The sequence below is a fragment of the Metabacillus herbersteinensis genome (assembly GCF_042433335.1).
In the GTDB taxonomy this organism is placed as follows: Bacteria; Bacillota; Bacilli; order Bacillales; family Bacillaceae; genus Metabacillus; species Metabacillus herbersteinensis.
Genome location: NZ_JBHLVO010000003.1, coordinates 121,688 through 134,938, shown reverse-complemented (window position 1 = coordinate 134,938; position 13,251 = coordinate 121,688). Strand labels below are relative to the sequence as shown.

The following is a 13,251-nucleotide window of genomic DNA, read 5'->3' as shown; positions in this document are numbered from 1 at the left end:
GACGTATTGTAGGTACACAATACGTCTTTTTTTGGAGTTTTCACACCATATATGTTTTAAAACATTGGGTTTTCTTCCAAGTATTCATAGATGTTATTTACAAGTTCTTGAGGATCATTCGCAGTGACTACTTCCCCATTAACAAGTGCATATAGTGATTGAAAACACTTTCCACAATAGCCTAAACACCCGTATTCAATTATATCTAAGTTTGGGTCTTTTTCTAATTTCTCTAAAGCGGTTTGTGCACCACTGGCTAAATTACTGATACAAAATTCGATAATTGGTTTCATCATTTCACCTCTTCACTGCTATACTTAATGCTACTCTTTTTTACCTACATCGTCAATAATTCCTCTTTACTAGAGTAATAAATGATGCTTACTTAAGTAAATAGGTTTTACTATTACCACTATATCGTGAATATTTGAATGATTTTTCGGGAATATGTTGTGATTTTGTGTCAAATTCGATATACTTTTGTTTGGTATTTTGAAAAGGTTTTCTCATATCTTAAGTATATATTTTTCTTAGTTTATATCTTGCATTGTTTTTACTATCCGAGGAAAAAAAAGGGGAATCGGCTATGAAGAACTTAGTAATTCTAGGCGGTGGTTACGGTGGGATGCGTGTCCTTCTTCGTCTTCTTCCGAACCAACTACCAGACGACGTTCAAATTACGCTCATCGACAAAAATCCATATCATTGTCTTAAAACTGAATATTACGCACTAGCTGCGGGAACGATTTCAGATCATCACATTCGTGTATCATTTCCTGAGCATCCACGTCTACATGTTCAATATGGGGAAGTAACCTCTGTAGAGATGGAGTCAAAACAAATTCTCTTATCTAATCACGATCCAATTGCCTTTGATGACTTGATCATTGGGTTAGGGTGTGAAGATAAGTATCACAATGTCCCTGGAGCAGATCAATTTACGTTCAGTATCCAAACGATTGACCAGTCTCGCGATACGTATCAAAAATTGAATAACTTGAGCGCTGGCGCAACCGTTGCCATTGTAGGCGCAGGGTTGAGTGGCGTTGAGCTAGCTAGTGAGTTAAGAGAAAGCCGCAAAGATCTTAACATAAAAATCTTTGACCGTGGAAAACATATCCTCTCAAGCTTTCCAGTACGCTTAAGCAACTACGTTGAAAATTGGTTTGAAGAGCATGGTGTTACGATTATAAATGGTGCCAATATTACAAAGGTTGAACCAAATGTAGTTTACAACCATGACGAGCCGATCGAATGTGATGCCATTGTTTGGACAGCGGGTATCCAACCTAACAAAATTGTTCGTAATCTACCTGTAGAAAAAGATCCACAAGGACGAGTCATCTTAACGATGCATCATCATCTACCTGAGCATGAAGATGTCTATGTTGTGGGAGATTGCGCAAGCTTGCCACACGCACCAAGTGCCCAGCTAGCCGAAGCACAAGCAGAACAAATCGTTCAAGTTTTGCAAAAAAAGTGGAACAATGAACCATACCCAGAATCTTTTCCTCCTTTTAAATTAAAAGGAGTACTTGGCTCACTTGGGAAAAAAGAAGGCTTTGGGCTTGTGGCTGATCGTACATTAACAGGACGAGTTCCACGCCTTTTAAAATCAGGTGTTTTGTGGATGTACAAGTACCATAATGGGTGATTTATTTAGTCTACTTTTTTATAGAGAAAGCTCACTATTTTTAAATAGCGAGCTTCTTTTTATATTGTGAATAATTTCATAACGCTGTTACACTTACATAGCCATGCTTCTCCATTTCAGCATAAATCGTTTTCAAACGTGGATTTCCTTCACCGACTACATTTCCTTCAATTACAACGAGTGGATAAAAATATTCATCATTCATAACTTGCTCGGCAATCGTTTTTTTCTGGTCGTCTTCTGGTGGTTGTTGGATATCAATATATGTGATGGTAAAAGGCTGATCTCGGTACTTTCTAAGTAGTGCAGCTTCAAGCCATTCATAGGTTTCTTTTGATGATGGTAAATTCACACAGCTAGGACAGAGAATTTCTGCACCAAACACACAAACCTCTACTTGTTTCATACTATTTCCCCCATATTCCCTTTTTCTTTATTGTAGACGATTTTCTGGCTTCTTTCCATGGTGAGTGATTTTTAGAACAATTCACTTTCCTTCTTCTCACAATATGTTAAAATATAATTGTTACACAAACTAAGGATTAGATTTTTCATTGAAATTCACATATAATATAGATACAAAGGAAGGAGTCGATTTACATGACTGAAGTAGAAATGACAGAGCAAGTTCAGGAAGTACTAGATAAACTCCGCCCATTCTTATTACGTGATGGCGGGGACTGCGAATTAGTTGATATCGAAGACGGCATTGTAAAACTTCGCCTACTTGGTGCTTGTGGCAGCTGCCCAAGCTCAACAATTACACTAAAAGCGGGTATTGAACGTGCATTACTTGAAGAAGTACCTGGTGTTGTTGAAGTAGAGCAAGTATTTTAAGAAAAAAAGCGCAAGCGCCTTGTTCAGACCCGACATGCATAAGACGATTATAAATAGAAGGCGTTCCTTTGCCTTCAATTTATAATTGACTTATGACCTCGAGGGCCTAGGCGCTGGAGCTGGATTCAGAAATGCTAACTTAGTATTAGAATTATATAAATTCTAATTATATTAGTAGGGGGCTGACCTTTGTCAGCCCCTTTTACGTTGCTTAAACATGTTTTACAAACCATTCGGCAATCGCATCTAAACGTTTTATCCGTTGTTTTGGATTTCCATTACGAGATAAATCATGATCCGCTTTCGGGTAGCGAATGAATGCTACCTCTTTCTTTAAGCGTTTTAAAGCCGTATACAACTGTTCAGCTTGCTCAATCGGACAGCGGTAGTCTTTTTCTCCATGTAAAATCAGTAGAGGTGTCTCGACATTTTTTACGTACTTAAGTGGTGAATGATGCCAGAGCTTTTCTGGATCTGACATAAGGTCTCCACCAACTTCCCACTCCGTAAAATAATATTCAATATCGCTCACACCGTAAAAGCTGACCCAATTACTAATTGACCTCTGTGTAACTGCTGCTTTAAAACGGTTTGTATGTCCGACAATCCAATTCGTCATAAAGCCACCGTAGCTTCCACCAGTGACACCAATTCTTTCTACGTCGATGAAAGAGTAATTTTCACAAATATAATCCACTGCGCTCATCACATCATCAAAATCACCTTCACCATAATGCCCACGAACAAGATCAACAAACTGTTGACCATATCCATGACTACCACGAGGATTTATGTACAAAACAGCAAATCCCTTTTCAGCAAGTGTTTGAAATTCATGGACGTACGTGTTGGCATACATCATATGTGGACCACCATGAATCTCTAAGATTAGCGGAACCTTTTCTCCATCTTTATAGCCGACAGGTTTCATTAACCAGCCTTGTAACTCTCGTCCATCTTTTGCTTGAAATGAAAGGATTTCAGGTTCAGATAATTGAACACGGTTTAGTAATTCTTCATGAACTGCCGTAAGAAGATGACTTTCTCCTGTTTTAAAATCATGGTAATAGAGCTCATTAGGTTTTGTAGGAGTAGTTATTCCCAGCACTCCAGTGTGGTTTTTCGCATCAATCGTTAGTCCATAAATATGTTCATTTTCAGATCGGACTGGAAAAAGCTCTCCATGAATGGAACCATAATAGATGACTGTACTACCTTGGTCACTGGCAATTGTGTAATATCCTTAGCTATCTTCTGTCCAAAGAATTTCTGGATTTGGTGAATTGAAGACTGAATCGGTTACAGCCACGTCTTGAAAGTGTACATCCAGTCCATTTGTTAAACATTGTAAAAAATTGTCTTTCAAGTGATAAAGCCAGATCTTTGACTGCGTTGCACTGTCAAATTCTTTTTCATGACCTTTAAAAGCGAGATATTGTCCGTCAGGAGACCAGCTTATGCTTCCGAACATTCCATTCGAATTTGTGAGTTTCTTTGATTGGCGGTCAGATAGTGACATGATGAATACATCTGACGATAGTTTTTCATCACGGTCATCTCCCATACCGGCTGAAAAGGCAATGGAAGACCCATCCGGTGACCAAATTGCATTCAGGTAATCCGATTTGTCTGATGTTAACTGCTCGACCACACCCGTATTAATATCAATAAAAGCAAGTTGCTTTCTTTTATCTTTAAAGAATCCGACTCCATTCAATTTATATCTTAAACCTTCCACAACGATTGGCTCTAGCTCATCATCCTTTTCATTCGAAACTTGCTTATTTACGATTAGTTCACCTGGCTTCAAGGAAACCGAAAACAAAATTCTTTTACTAAAAGGGCACCACTCAATGGAAGAGATTCCAGACTTACATTTTGTTAATTGTCGCGGCTCACCCCCATTTGTTGAAATAAGGTAGGCTTGAGTTTCTTTATCTCTATTTGATAAAAATGCGATTGACTTTCCATCTGGTGACCACCTTGGTGAATGGTTCCGCCCCTCCCCATAGGTCCATTGCGAATGTTTTTTTTGCTCAAAATCATATATGTATAAATGCGAATCATACTTATCTGTTTCGTTGTTAATCGATGTTTGTACGTAAATCACTTTCGTTCCATCGGGTGATATTTGAGGATCTGTCACAGATTTTAATGCGTACAAATCAGCTGACGTCATTCCTCGTTTTTGAGTTGTTGTTTCCAAGTGGTATTATCTCCCCTTTATAATAATATCGATACTCGAATATTTCGACATTCAAAATATTTTCCCTTTTAATTATTAGGGATTTTTGAAAACTTTAGTTGATTTTGATAACTTTAATATCGTGGAATGTGGCTTTTTTTAAAAAACTACCTAAATTATCCTATAGGTCAGGGTTAATTAGCAGTTCTGCGACTAATTTTCAGCTGTTTTTCTTAGAATAAGCTTTATTAGACAGTGAAGGAACTACTGTACCAAGTTCTATCAACCTAATTATTGATTCTATCAACCAAAGTAACAGTTCTATCACCCGGTTCATCATTTCTATCAACCAATTTAGTCATCCTGCTCAATATTTACATATTTTCCTATCATCTTTAATCTGACTACTTCATCCAAAAAAAATAGAATAGACCACAATCGTCTATTCTACAAAATCTGCCTATTTTTAGTTTTCAGTTTTTCCACTACGCACCCTCCGAAGTCAATCGCAACACTCTCAACTTCGCTATCAGGAAACTCATTCCTTAACTGTTTTTCAAGCAAACGTCCCTTCCCATTTCCAGTGAAACAAATGAGGGTTGGACCCGCTCCGCTTAAGGCACTGCCCCAGGCACCAAATTCAGTTGCTTTTTGCTGTACATCCTTGATTTCGGGAATTAATTCTTCACGGTATGGTTGATGAAGCAAATCACTCTTCATCATCTTTCCAGCAAGCGTCCAATTTTTTGTTAATAACGCAGCAACGAGCATATTGCTTACTGCACTGGCTTCAACTGCAACTTTATAGTCCAAAGTATGGGGCAAAACAGCTCGTGCATCACTTGTTAACACCTCATATGGGGGAATCACAATGACTATGTCAAAATCCAATTCATTAATTAATACAAGTTCCGTTCCATTCTTTTGATGCAGACCAATAACTAATCCACCGTAGACAGAGGCACCCACATTGTCTGGATGTCCTTCTAGTAAGCTAGCAATTCTCAATTTTTCATTGTTCTCAAGCTCTAAACTACATAAGTGGTTGGCTAGTTCAATACCTGCAACGATTGCGGATGCACTACTTCCGATTCCTCTTGCCATCGGTATCTCACTCCACACCTTTATTTGACAAGGTGGCAGGTTAGTACCATAGTCCTTTGCAACTTGAATTGCAACCTGTGCAATCAAATTATCTGCACCACTAGGAACATCTTTCATATGCTCATCCATCGGAAAAAATTCCAATTCCTCTGCGAGCGTAACCTCTAGTGTTAAGTATTTTCCGAGCGCTAACCCAATTGAATCAAAACCAGGTCCTAAGTTTGCTGTACTGCCCGGAACCTTGATTCTTAACATGTCCCCTTCATTCATAAAGCAGCGACCCCTTTTAGTTGCTCTAAAACTGCTTTTTCATCATTTGGTAGAACAAGAGGTTTGATCTCTGAAACATCAATGGCAATATTCGGATCCTTTAAACCGTTTCCTGTTAGTACGGCAACTACTGTTGCTCCTTCTTTGATCAAGCCTAGTTTACGGTGTTTAATAATGCCTGCTATTGAAGCGCAGGATGCAGGTTCAGCAAACACCCCTTCTTCCCTTGCAATTAATTGGTAAGCGGCTAAGATTTCTTGATCCGTCACTTCATCTATCTTTCCATTCGACTGTTCCTTGGCTGCAACTGCTTTTTCCCAGCTTGCAGGATTTCCGATTCGAATCGCTGTTGCCACTGTTTCAGGGTTTTCAATCGGAACACCTCTTACGATTGCTGCCGATCCTTCTGCTTGATATCCGAACATTCGTAGCAAGCCTGTTCCATGATGGTCATTGTACTCTTGAAATCCTTTCCAATAGGCAGTGATGTTACCTGCGTTTCCTACGGGAATGGCAAGAATATCAGGCGCTTTACCAAGCTGCTCACACACCTCAAAAGCAGCTGTTTTTTGTCCCTCGATACGGTAAGGATTTACCGAGTTGACAAGAGTAATCGGTAATTTCTCGCTAATGCTTCGCACCATGGTTAGCGCTTGATCAAAGTTCCCTTGAATCGCATAAATATCAGCACCATACATGACTGCTTGTGCTAGCTTTCCAAACGCAATCTTCCCGTCAGGTATAATGATGATACATTTCATGTTAGCTCTTGCAGCATAAGCTGCAGCTGCAGCTGACGTGTTTCCAGTAGATGCGCAAATGACAGTGTCACTGCCTGCTTCCTTTGCTTTTGCAACCGCCATAACCATCCCACGGTCTTTAAAGGAACCCGTAGGATTTGTACCCTCTGTTTTTACATACAATTCAATCTGCAGCTTTTCAGAAAGCTTTGATAGGTAAATGAGAGGTGTATTCCCTTCATGAAGAGACAGCATAGGCGTTTTATCAGAGATTGGTAAACAGTCTTTATATTGATGTAAAAGTCCTTTCCAAATCATTGGGCTCCGTTCCCTTCTACGCGATATGTGCTTTTTAGTTCACTAACAACTTCTAAATCATGAAGTTTTTGTAAAATTTCTTCAAAGTCATGATTTGATGCTTTGTGTGTAACGATAACAATTTCAGCTAGGTTACTATTTTTTAAAGGCAGCTGAAGGATTTTTTCGAAGCTCACTCCTTTGTCTGAAAACAAAGAGGTAATTTTTGCAAATGCACCAACCTGGTCTTGTACATGAATTCTCAGGAAATGTTGGGCATAAATGTCCTGCGCGCTTTTTAGTTGCTTTTCATATTGAGGAGCAAATGCGCTTCTGCCGTTTACCTCGAGTCTCATATTTTTCATAACAGCTACTAAATCTGAAACTACTGCTGTTGCAGTAGGCAAGCTCCCTGCTCCTGGGCCGTAAAACATTGTTTCACCGACAGCTTCACCGTAGACATACACTGCATTATATTCATTATTTACAGACGCTAATGGATGGTAATCAGGTAACAATGTTGGCTCTACAGAAACCTCTACTTTCCCGTGTTCACTCTGAGCGATACCGATCAATTTCATTGTGTACCCCAGACGCTTGCTGTAGCTGATATCATCATCAGTAACCTGAGATATCCCCTTAACATTGACGTCTTCTAAATCTACATTCATTGAAAATCCTAATCTAGCCAGAATCGCCATTTTTCTTGCCGCATCTAAGCCTTCTACATCTGCTGTTGGATCTGCTTCTGCATACCCTAAATCTTGTGCCTCTTTAAGCACTTCTTTATATGCACTACCATATTTACTCATCTTTGTTAAAATAAAATTCGTTGTTCCATTCACGATCCCCATCATTTTCGTGATTCGGTCTGAAGCCAAGCCGTCTACTAAACTGCGTAAAATTGGAATGCCTCCCGCAACACTTGCTTCATAAAAAAGATCGCAGCCATTTTCCGTTGCCACTGAGAGGAGCTCTGAGCCATATACAGCCATTAGATCTTTGTTGGCAGTCACAATATGCTTCTTCGCTTTAAGAGCATTTAAGAGGTGAATACGAGTCTCTTCCACACCACCCATTACCTCGATTACTACATCAATCTCTGGATCTTGGATGACTTCGTTAACATCAGTCGTTAAAAGCGCTTTATCCACATAAATTTGTCTATGCTTTTCCGTATCTTGGACAAGAATCTTTTTGACTTTAATTGGACATCCAACCTGATGCATAAGATTATCTTGATGATCTTCTATAATTTTTATAACGCCGCTTCCGACCGTACCTAGTCCTAGTAACCCAACGTGAATTGCTCTCATTCGATTCCACTCCTTTATGTCCTCTACAAAAATACATGTGTTTTTATGTAATAGACATTTTCTATATCTGTCATTATAAGGTGATAGAAAATGATTTACAAGGGTGAATTTTCAGTATTTCATTATGTAATCGCTTACTACACTGGTATTCCTACACTTACTTTTTTAAAATTCCGCGAACTTAATACTTATAACTCAAAAATAAAAAAGAGAACAGCACAGAAGTGTCATTCCCTTAATACGTATTTTCCATTTTTTAAGCTTTATTAACTGTTGTTTTCGGTTCTTTATTTTTTGTAAAGCTACACTATTTTTGCTACAAAGTCTTTGAATTGCTTGCCTTGTTTGTTGCATAGAACAGGACAGTTGGCTACCACCAATAAGTTTTCAGCTAAATCAAGGAGCTCGCGGTCACCAACAAAAGGTGCAACAAATTAAAGTCGCACCTTTTCCTCAAGATCCCAACCAATGCACCGTCGGCAAATAGGCTTTTTTCGTTCGCATCGACAGCATACTGGAATACCCTGTTAAAAAAGATTCATACTTTCCTGTGTCGTGTAGCATATTTCTTAGCTTCACTTCATAAATTGGTTTTTCGGTTTCAGCTGAAAGATAGTAATCTTCAATGCATTCAAAGTAATGAATAGGGAACAACAAACGGCTGTAAATTAGCCGCCATGAAAATGGTGACAGTGGTGTTGTGCGATCATAGTCTTCAAGAAACAAAAATCCTTGATTACGCAATTCTGTTTGATTTTCAAAATACAGATGCCTTAAATACTCTGCAATGTCTCTACTTGCATGATCGAACACCCAGTCTGTTGGTAGCTTAATACAAATATCCGAACGCCATGTATTTAAGTTGTAACGTTGATGACAGATCGTCCCTGCATCAATAGGCTGGGGATCGTCATCTAATTCCGTGTCCACTAAGTATTGAATCCCGTTCTCTGCCAGTCCTAAGTAATACGGAAAAGATTCGATGAACATTTTTTCAAAAGGATCCAGGGGATGAGCATACACTTTTCCTCGCCAAAACCCCTCAAGTTGATCTAGTCGCTTTTCCCATAAATACCTCCATTGCCCAATACGCTTTGTTTTTGAAACTTGATATGGAAAACTTCGTGCTTTTTGATGAAATCTTGCAAGTTCTTTTCCAGGCTGTGTGTTTCTGTACGTATCATATTGAGAACATTTAAATAGAATGTATTTCATATTATCTTCTTCACAAAAGAGTCCATTTTTTTAGTTAATACCACGCTAGCTAAATAAGGCTCTCCTCTTTCAAGCAAAAACTGACTCATTTGATAAAATTCATAAAGCTCTTCTTCTTCAAAATGAGAAACTGGTACAATGAGGAAAAGAGTTTGATGAACACGAAACGCATTATATGCTCCAACTTGAAAAAAGTCATGTGCCTTTACACCATACTCTTCATTCAATAATTTCTTCATCGTTTATCCCCCAATTAAAATGCTGTTATTCTATCCTAAGCAATATTTCACGATTTATGAATGAAATGGTGCAGGGAGTTAAACACTTTTTGTAGAAGATAATAGGTATAAGAGTTATTTCATGTCATTTACACATTCTTTTATTGGTTAGCGTATATTTTAGTAAAAAGAGATTGGGTGATTAGATGAAGGAAAATACAAAAATGGACATCGTAGAAAAAACGGCTAGACAATGGATGGTGGATCGTGGAGTTACACTACATGATATCGCTGATCTTGTTTACTTTTTACAGGAAAAATATCATCCTAATTTACAAATGGAAGACTGTTTAGAAAATGTAGACAGAGTTCTTACAAAACGAGAAGTACAAAATGCCATTTTAACTGGCATTCAATTTGACATCATGGCTGAGAAAAAACAGTTAGAGGAGCCACTTCAGTCCATTATCGAAACAGATGAGAGCTTATATGGAGTGGATGAAATTCTTGCCTTTTCCATCGTAAACATTTACGGATCAATCGGGTTCACGAATTACGGATACATTGATAAATTAAAACCAGGCATTTTAAAATACCTTAATGATAAATCTTCAGGAAAGTGTCATACGTTTTTAGATGATATTGTCGGGGCAATTGCAGCTGCTGCGTCTAGTAGACTTGCGCATCGGGCTAGAAATGTTGAGTAAATGCAAGTCTTTTTAAAGAAGATGAAAACAGACGCTCCTGGCAAATTGTCAGCAGCGTCGTTTTATTAAATATATTCATACCAATCAGCTAAAGAGTTCACCGCAAAAGAAGGTTGCTCAGTATACCTTATCAAGTGCTCTTTTAACGTAACACCTGTATGAACTAGCAATGTATCCAAACCTGCGTTCAATCCTGCTTTGATGTCTGTATCATAATTATCTCCCACCATTAAGGTCTCTTCGCGATTTGTGCCTAACATTTTTAGAGCTTGATCCATAATAATACTTTCAGGCTTTCCAATAAAAATTGGTTGAACGGTTGTGGAAACTGTGATCACGGAGGTTAAAGAACCATTTCCCGGTAAAAGTCCACGTTCTGTAGGGATCGCAATGTCTCCATTTGTTGAGATCAATGTCGCTCCATTTCGAACGGCGATGCAAGCCTTTGCTAGCTTTTCATAGGTGATTTCACGATCAATCCCAATAACCACGAATTCTGGATTTTCATCGATTACTTGATGACCTTTTTCTTTTATTGCTTGTTGAATCCCTTCCTCGCCTATTACATAAACCGCGGAGATTGAATTACGTTCATAAATGAAGTTAGCTGTAGCTTGGCTTGTTGTGAAGACTTGGTCTTCAGTTGCAGTTATATCAAACTTCACTAATTTTTCCGCTACTTGCTTAGGAGTTCGTGAAGAGTTATTTGTGACAAACAGATAAGGGATGTTTTTATTATTTAAAATAGAAACAAACTTGCTTGCCTCTTCAATTCTTTCTTTCCCTCTATACATCGTTCCATCTAGGTCAATTAAGTATCCTTTATACTTTTTCAAAGAATTCACTCTTTTTATTCACAATTTAGCTAACACAGCTATCAAGGCTTAAATGCAGAAACAGGCCCGAGCTCATTGTTTAAATACTCACGAATGTTTCCTGAGAATGCCTGAAGAGAAGGTAGATGATCTTGATAGGTTTTTTCAAGCTCACGATGATTGATTGTTAAGTATTCTTGAACAAGCGATTTTCTAAGTGAGATCAAGTTTTTGAATCCGTCTGCATCAGCTTGATGGATGACTTTTTCATCCAGTAAAATATCAATTATATCTTCGTAGCTACCAGGGTCTCTCATAATAAACCCGTCAATCATTGCGTTTCCAACATCAAGAATGCCCTCAATGATTAGATGAGAAATTCGCTCGAGCGCTTTACGTTCTAGGTCAGCTTCCCAGCTCATTTGACTTTCAAAAATGCGAATCTGCTCATCGATATAAACAAGTGTAGCCTCAATTTTTTTACGATCTACGAAATACATGTCTTTCACTCCTCTTTAAAACGCGACACGTTCTTTTTCAAGCGTTCCAGGTCTTGCATAGTAATAACCTTGTGCAAGGTCAACTTGATTTCGCGAGAGTACCTCTGCTTCCGCTTCTTTCTCAATGCCCTCAGCCACAACAAGAGACCCGGTTTCTTTCGCGATTAAAATTAATCCTTTTAACATCGATTCTTTTACACTATTTGTATCAATATCCTGAATAACGGATCGATCAATTTTTATAATATCTGGCATTATTTCACTAATGGTATGAAGACTAGCGTAGCCCGCGCCTGTGTCATCCACGGCAATTCTGAATCCTTTTCTTCGTAGTTCTTTTATATTTTCATGAAAAAATCTGAGTCCTTCTATTGAATCACGCTCAGTTACTTCTAAGATTAACTTTTTAGGATCAATCTCCTCATAGCGTTTTAAAAGCTTCTCTAATGCAGGAATAAACCTTTTATTTCCAAGGGTGATCGGTGTAAAATTAATGAAGATTTCCTCACAACACCCTACCTTCATAATTAACTGAAACGCTTTCTCTAGTACAAGCAGCTCCAAGTCATAAATTAAATTAGCTTGACGCGCTACTGAAAAGAGCTGTAGTGGACTTTCTAATGATGTGTTTTTTGGACCTCTCGTTAAGACTTCCCATGCCTTTATTTGTTTAGTCGCTAAATCAATGATCGGCTGTGCCAAAAGTGAGATATCGCGCTTTTGAATGATATCTCTTATCTCTAAAAGCATTTCTATGTATCGTGATTGTATTCGCTTTTCAGCCATCGCTACTGCTTGTTGTTGTGCATTGTATATCGCTTCTTGGGTTGTATAATGTTCTTTCTCAATGAACATATACCCTATTTCAAATGAAAGGTCGAAATGTGGATATTTCAGCAACATCCACTTTTCAAGCTTGTGCATAAAAATTCTAAGTAGGTTTTCAATATGAACAACACTTTGTTTATCATCATTTATTTTAACAAACAATGTCAATCCATCACTGTAATAGTCATGCACCACTAATAAGTCTTTACTGTATGTAGTTTGCTCAAAAACTTTTTTGAACCCTTTTTTTAGTTCTCGCTTATATTCTTCCAATTGGTTTCGTTCTAGTTGCAATGATAGCTCACGAAGGTTAGACACATTCACCACAATGACTGCCACTTGCAGACCACTCGACACAGCCGCGTAGACTCCTTCTAACACCGGATCACGTAGGACAAATTTAGGTGGGTAGTATCGCAAATTTTGCTGTGGTAAAAAAAGCTTACTCCACTTTTTTATTCTTTTACAATATTTTTCCAGTAATCCACTGTTCATGTTCTCAACCCTTCTAGCTACCTACTTGTATGCTTACTCATTTTATCATAATTAGTGGTTTTTCGACTTT

General features: G+C 38.2%; 13 protein-coding genes and 1 pseudogene. 3 read left to right on the top strand and 11 right to left on the bottom strand.

Annotation, left to right across the window (positions count from 1 at the left end; translation table 11 throughout):
* Window positions 1-56: 56 nt before the first annotated feature.
* Window positions 57-296 carry a YuzB family protein gene (locus ACFFIX_RS05660; protein WP_378931447.1) on the bottom strand — a complete coding sequence of 80 codons (240 nt, stop codon included), beginning with the start codon at window positions 294-296 and terminating at the stop codon, window positions 57-59.
* Window positions 297-586: 290 nt separating this feature from the next.
* Between ACFFIX_RS05660 and ACFFIX_RS05655 the strand changes: the two genes are divergently transcribed.
* Window positions 587-1,654 carry an NAD(P)/FAD-dependent oxidoreductase gene (locus tag ACFFIX_RS05655; protein ID WP_378931445.1) on the top strand — a complete coding sequence of 356 codons (1,068 nt, stop codon included), beginning with the start codon at window positions 587-589 and terminating at the stop codon, window positions 1,652-1,654.
* 76 nt (window positions 1,655-1,730) lie between these two features.
* On the opposite strand, the gene ACFFIX_RS05650 is transcribed toward ACFFIX_RS05655, so the two are convergent.
* Window positions 1,731-2,060 (bottom strand): YuzD family protein, encoded by a 330-nt coding sequence (locus ACFFIX_RS05650; RefSeq protein ID WP_378931443.1) that lies wholly within the window; start codon window positions 2,058-2,060, stop codon window positions 1,731-1,733.
* 194 nt (window positions 2,061-2,254) lie between these two features.
* Between ACFFIX_RS05650 and ACFFIX_RS05645 the strand changes: the two genes are divergently transcribed.
* Window positions 2,255-2,491, top strand: a complete 237-nt coding sequence (locus ACFFIX_RS05645; protein ID WP_378931441.1) for a NifU family protein — start codon at window positions 2,255-2,257, stop codon at window positions 2,489-2,491.
* A 211-nt stretch (window positions 2,492-2,702) separates the two neighbouring features.
* Here the strand turns inward: ACFFIX_RS05645 and ACFFIX_RS27965 are convergent, their stop codons facing one another.
* The 6 genes and pseudogenes from ACFFIX_RS27965 to yutH form a co-directional block, all read right to left on the bottom strand.
* Window positions 2,703-3,599 carry an alpha/beta hydrolase family protein gene (locus tag ACFFIX_RS27965; protein ID WP_446686112.1) on the bottom strand — a complete coding sequence of 299 codons (897 nt, stop codon included), beginning with the start codon at window positions 3,597-3,599 and terminating at the stop codon, window positions 2,703-2,705.
* Between the two features lie 135 nt (window positions 3,600-3,734).
* Window positions 3,735-4,697 (bottom strand): TolB family protein, encoded by a 963-nt coding sequence (locus tag ACFFIX_RS27960; RefSeq protein WP_446686111.1) that lies wholly within the window; start codon window positions 4,695-4,697, stop codon window positions 3,735-3,737.
* A 426-nt stretch (window positions 4,698-5,123) separates the two neighbouring features.
* Window positions 5,124-6,050 carry a homoserine kinase gene (gene thrB, locus ACFFIX_RS05635; protein ID WP_378931439.1) on the bottom strand — a complete coding sequence of 309 codons (927 nt, stop codon included), beginning with the start codon at window positions 6,048-6,050 and terminating at the stop codon, window positions 5,124-5,126.
* Entirely contained in the window at window positions 6,047-7,105 is a 1,059-nt protein-coding gene (gene thrC / locus ACFFIX_RS05630) for a threonine synthase (RefSeq protein ID WP_378931925.1), read from the bottom strand. Before thrC ends, thrB begins: the two co-directional genes overlap by 4 nt.
* Window positions 7,105-8,403, bottom strand: coding sequence for a homoserine dehydrogenase (locus ACFFIX_RS05625; protein WP_378931437.1), 1,299 nt, complete (start codon window positions 8,401-8,403; stop codon window positions 7,105-7,107). The genes thrC and ACFFIX_RS05625 overlap by 1 nt, the downstream gene beginning before the upstream one ends.
* 453 nt (window positions 8,404-8,856) lie before the next feature.
* Window positions 8,857-9,857 (bottom strand): annotated as a pseudogene (gene yutH / locus ACFFIX_RS05620) (spore coat putative kinase YutH).
* A 185-nt stretch (window positions 9,858-10,042) separates the two neighbouring features.
* Here yutH and ACFFIX_RS05615 point away from each other — a divergent pair.
* Complete coding sequence (locus tag ACFFIX_RS05615) at window positions 10,043-10,543, top strand: phosphatidylglycerophosphatase A family protein (RefSeq protein WP_378931435.1); 501 nt, start codon at window positions 10,043-10,045, stop codon at window positions 10,541-10,543.
* Window positions 10,544-10,608: 65 nt separating this feature from the next.
* Here the strand turns inward: ACFFIX_RS05615 and nucF are convergent, their stop codons facing one another.
* The 3 genes from nucF to ACFFIX_RS05600 are packed head-to-tail and all read right to left on the bottom strand — an operon-like array spanning window position 10,609 to window position 13,181.
* Window positions 10,609-11,379, bottom strand: a complete 771-nt coding sequence (nucF, locus tag ACFFIX_RS05610) for a 5' nucleotidase NucF (RefSeq protein WP_378931433.1) — start codon at window positions 11,377-11,379, stop codon at window positions 10,609-10,611.
* A 41-nt stretch (window positions 11,380-11,420) separates the two neighbouring features.
* Entirely contained in the window at window positions 11,421-11,858 is a 438-nt protein-coding gene (locus ACFFIX_RS05605; protein WP_378931431.1) for a DUF86 domain-containing protein, read from the bottom strand.
* 15 nt (window positions 11,859-11,873) lie between these two features.
* A complete protein-coding gene (locus tag ACFFIX_RS05600) occupies window positions 11,874-13,181 on the bottom strand; it encodes an EAL domain-containing protein (protein ID WP_378931429.1) in 1,308 nt (435 codons plus the stop codon).
* Between the last annotated feature and the right edge of the window lie 70 nt (window positions 13,182-13,251).